This is a genomic window from Glutamicibacter uratoxydans (assembly GCF_006539925.1).
Lineage (GTDB): Bacteria > Actinomycetota > Actinomycetes > Actinomycetales > Micrococcaceae > Glutamicibacter > Glutamicibacter uratoxydans.
This window is the reverse complement of sequence record NZ_BJNY01000040.1, coordinates 1-4,275: the sequence shown is the minus strand read 5'-3', so window position 1 is coordinate 4,275 and position 4,275 is coordinate 1. Positions and strand designations below refer to the sequence as shown.

The 4,275-nt window shown below is 53.9% G+C and carries 1 protein-coding gene and 2 rRNA genes; all 3 read left to right on the top strand.

Going from position 1 to position 4,275, the window contains the following annotated elements:
- The first annotated feature begins 193 nt into the window (after nucleotides 1-193).
- Nucleotides 194-1,721, top strand: a 16S ribosomal RNA gene (locus AUR04nite_RS17710).
- Nucleotides 1,722-1,821: 100 nt separating this feature from the next.
- Nucleotides 1,822-2,163 (top strand): hypothetical protein, encoded by a 342-nt coding sequence (locus AUR04nite_RS17705; RefSeq protein ID WP_141367630.1) that lies wholly within the window; start codon nucleotides 1,822-1,824, stop codon nucleotides 2,161-2,163.
- A gap of 132 nt (nucleotides 2,164-2,295) precedes the next feature.
- A 23S ribosomal RNA gene (locus AUR04nite_RS17700) occupies nucleotides 2,296-4,275 on the top strand; the annotation flags it as partial.

Sequence of the window (4,275 nt, the reverse complement as noted above, 5' to 3'; positions counted from 1 at the left end):
AGTGTTTGTTGTTTGAGAACTCAATAGTGTGCCAAGTTTGTTGATACCAAATTATTTTTTGTTTGGTGAATACGAAACATTTTGCTTGGAATGACACACCCCCGTGTGTTGTTTCGAGTGTTTTTATTCGCCAGGATTTATCACCACGTGTGGCCTTGTCTTTTTCCGATGGGGTTGTGGTGGCTTTTTGTTTTTTATGGAGAGTTTGATCCTGGCTCAGGATGAACGCTGGCGGCGTGCTTAACACATGCAAGTCGAACGATGAAGCTAAAGCTTGCTTTGGTGGATTAGTGGCGAACGGGTGAGTAACACGTGAGTAACCTGCCCCCGACTCTGGGATAAGCCTGGGAAACTGGGTCTAATACCGGATATGACCTCCTACCGCATGGTGGGTGGTGGAAAGATTTATCGGTGGGGGATGGACTCGCGGCCTATCAGCTTGTTGGTGAGGTAATGGCTCACCAAGGCGACGACGGGTAGCCGGCCTGAGAGGGTGACCGGCCACACTGGGACTGAGACACGGCCCAGACTCCTACGGGAGGCAGCAGTGGGGAATATTGCACAATGGGCGAAAGCCTGATGCAGCGACGCCGCGTGAGGGATGACGGCCTTCGGGTTGTAAACCTCTTTCAGTAGGGAAGAAGCGAAAGTGACGGTACCTGCAGAAGAAGCGCCGGCTAACTACGTGCCAGCAGCCGCGGTAATACGTAGGGCGCAAGCGTTATCCGGATTTATTGGGCGTAAAGAGCTCGTAGGCGGTTTGTCGCGTCTGCCGTGAAAGTCCGAGGCTCAACCTCGGATCTGCGGTGGGTACGGGCAGACTAGAGTGATGTAGGGGAGACTGGAATTCCTGGTGTAGCGGTGAAATGCGCAGATATCAGGAGGAACACCGATGGCGAAGGCAGGTCTCTGGGCATTTACTGACGCTGAGGAGCGAAAGCATGGGGAGCGAACAGGATTAGATACCCTGGTAGTCCATGCCGTAAACGTTGGGCACTAGGTGTGGGGGACATTCCACGTTTTCCGCGCCGTAGCTAACGCATTAAGTGCCCCGCCTGGGGAGTACGGCCGCAAGGCTAAAACTCAAAGGAATTGACGGGGGCCCGCACAAGCGGCGGAGCATGCGGATTAATTCGATGCAACGCGAAGAACCTTACCAAGGCTTGACATGTTCCAGACCGGGCTAGAGATAGTCCTTCCCTTCGGGGCTGGTTCACAGGTGGTGCATGGTTGTCGTCAGCTCGTGTCGTGAGATGTTGGGTTAAGTCCCGCAACGAGCGCAACCCTCGTTCCATGTTGCCAGCACGTAGTGGTGGGGACTCATGGGAGACTGCCGGGGTCAACTCGGAGGAAGGTGGGGATGACGTCAAATCATCATGCCCCTTATGTCTTGGGCTTCACGCATGCTACAATGGCCGGTACAATGGGTTGCGATACTGTGAGGTGGAGCTAATCCCTAAAAGCCGGTCTCAGTTCGGATTGGGGTCTGCAACTCGACCCCATGAAGTCGGAGTCGCTAGTAATCGCAGATCAGCAACGCTGCGGTGAATACGTTCCCGGGCCTTGTACACACCGCCCGTCAAGTCACGAAAGTTGGTAACACCCGAAGCCGATGGCCTAACCACCTTGTGTGGGGGGAGTCGTCGAAGGTGGGACTGGCGATTGGGACTAAGTCGTAACAAGGTAGCCGTACCGGAAGGTGCGGCTGGATCACCTCCTTTCTAAGGAGCTAACCAATTTTGGTTGCCCATGCCAAGCACGAGTGTTGTTTGGGTGGGTTGCTCAAGGGTGGAATATTGATGAACTTAACACCTGGAAAACATGTCTCAGATTAGCTGCTATTCGGTGGTTGGTGTGGGGTGTGGTGGTGTTGGCATGGTTGTTGCTGTGTTGGTTGTGGTGTTTAGTACGCAGGCCCTGTGGGGTTTGTTGGAAGGGATTGCAGCTGGTGTGGTGGTGACGGATGTGTTTGGCGCACTGTTGGGTTTTGAGGCAACAAGCCTCCTGACTGGGATCATTCTTTGTGGGTGGTTGTGGTTGGGGCTTGGTGTTTCGGTGTTTGTCCTGTGTCTGCTGCACGCAGTCCTTGAAGGGTTGGCCTTGATGGCTGGTCTGAGGGAGTGTGGTGTGGGGGTGTGGGGTTGTTGTTTGGGAACTGTATAGTGAACGCGAGCATCTTGCAGACAAGATGAGTCATTGGCGCCTGTCCTGGGTGTTGGTGGTGTTTGAGTCTTGTTTGTTGTGATTTTTGTTGATTGTTTTAGTGCTCAATTCGTTGAGGAACTTTGATTTTGTGTTGAAGTTTTTAAGGGCGCACGGTGGATGCCTTGGCATCAAGAGCCGATGAAGGACGTGGGAATCTGCGATAAGCCTGGTGGAGTCGATAACCGGACGTTGAGGCCAGGATTTCCGAATGGGGGAACCCCGCACCATGTTATGTGGTGTGACCTGCAGCTGAATGTATAGGCTGTGTGGAGGGAACGCGGGGAAGTGAAACATCTCAGTACCCGCAGGAAGAGAAAACAATAGTGATTCCGTTAGTAGTGGCGAGCGAACGCGGATGGGGCTAAACCGGTTGGTGTGTGATAGCGGATAGGCGTTGCATCATCGGGGTTGTGGGGTCAGCATGTTACCAGTTCTATCTACGCTGGTGGGATGAGGTGCGGGCGTATAGGTGAATCGGTTGGAATGCCGGACCAGAGAGGGTGATAGTCCCGTAGGTGTAATGCGTGCCGCCGTTCTTTTGTTGATTCCCGAGTAGCACGGGGCCCGTGAAACCTTGTGTGAATCTGCCAGGACCACCTGGTAAGCCTGAATACTACTTGATGACCGATAGTGAATCAGTACCGTGAGGGAATGGTGAAAAGTACCCCGGGAGGGGAGTGAAATAGTACCTGAAACCGTGTGCTTACAATCCGTTAGAGCAGCCCTTGTGGTTGTGATGGCGTGCCTTTTGAAGAATGAGCCTGCGAGTTAGTGCTGTGTCGCGAGGTTAACCCGTGTGGGGTAGTCGTAGCGAAAGCGAGTCTGAATAGGGCGTTTGAGTGGCACGGTCTAGACCCGAAGCGAAGTGATCTACCCATGGCCAGGTTGAAGCGCGTGTAAGAGCGTGTGGAGGACCGAACCCACTTCAGTTGAAAATGGAGGGGATGAGCTGTGGGTAGGGGTGAAAGGCCAATCAAACTTCGTGATAGCTGGTTCTCCCCGAAATGCATTTAGGTGCAGCGTTGCGTGTTTCTTGCTGGAGGTAGAGCTACTGGATAGGCGATGGGCCCTACAAGGTTACTGACCTTAGCCAAACTCCGAATGCCGGTAAGTGAGAGCGCAGCAGTGAGACTGTGGGGGATAAGCTTCATAGTCGAGAGGGAAACAGCCCAGAACGCCAACTAAGGCCCCTAAGCGTGTGCTAAGTGGGAAAGGATGTGGAGTTGCTGTGACAACCAGGAGGTTGGCTTAGAAGCAGCCACCCTTGAAAGAGTGCGTAATAGCTCACTGGTCAAGTGATTCCGCGCCGATAATGTAGCGGGGCTCAAGCACACCGCCGAAGTTGCGTCATTCAAATTTTTGTCTGGTTTCGATTGGACGTTTGGATGGGTAGGGGAGCGTCGTATAGCGGGTGAAGCTGCGGTGGAAACCAGTGGTGGACGCTATACGAGTGAGAATGCAGGCATGAGTAGCGAATGACGGGTGAGAAACCCGTCCGCCGAATGATCAAGGGTTCCAGGGTCAAGTTAATCTGCCCTGGGTTAGTCGGGACCTAAGGCGAGGCCGACAGGCGTAGTCGATGGACAACGGGTTGATATTCCCGTACCGGCGAAGGACCGCCCATACTGAGCAGTTGATGCTAACCATGACGGAGACTGGCGCTAATGCCTTCGGGTGTTTTGTTGGTTGATGTGGTGGGAACCGATGTTGTGAGGTCAGCGTATTAACAGGTGTGACGCAGGAAGGTAGCCGAGCCAGGCAATGGAATTGACCTGGTCCAAGGGTGTAGGAAGAGTGGTAGGCAAATCCGCCGCTCATATGTTCTGAGACCTGATAGGCGCCCCGTTTGTGGGGTGATTCGGTGATCCTATGCTGCCTAGAAAAGCATCGGCGCGAGGTCCCAGTCCGCCCGTACCCTAAACCGACACAGGTGATCAGGTAGAGAATACTAAGGCGATCGAGAGAATCATGGTTAAGGAACTCGGCAAAATGCCCCCGTAACTTCGGAAGAAGGGGGGCCTGCCCCGTGATGAGGACTTGCTCCTCGGAGGCGGGTGTGGGCCGCAGAGA

What these genes read in the sequence shown, in the direction of transcription:
- AUR04nite_RS17705 (WP_141367630.1), top strand. Translation starts at nt 1,822, where the DNA reads ATGTCTCAGATTAGCTGCTATTCGGTGGTTGGTGTGGGGTGTGGTGGT.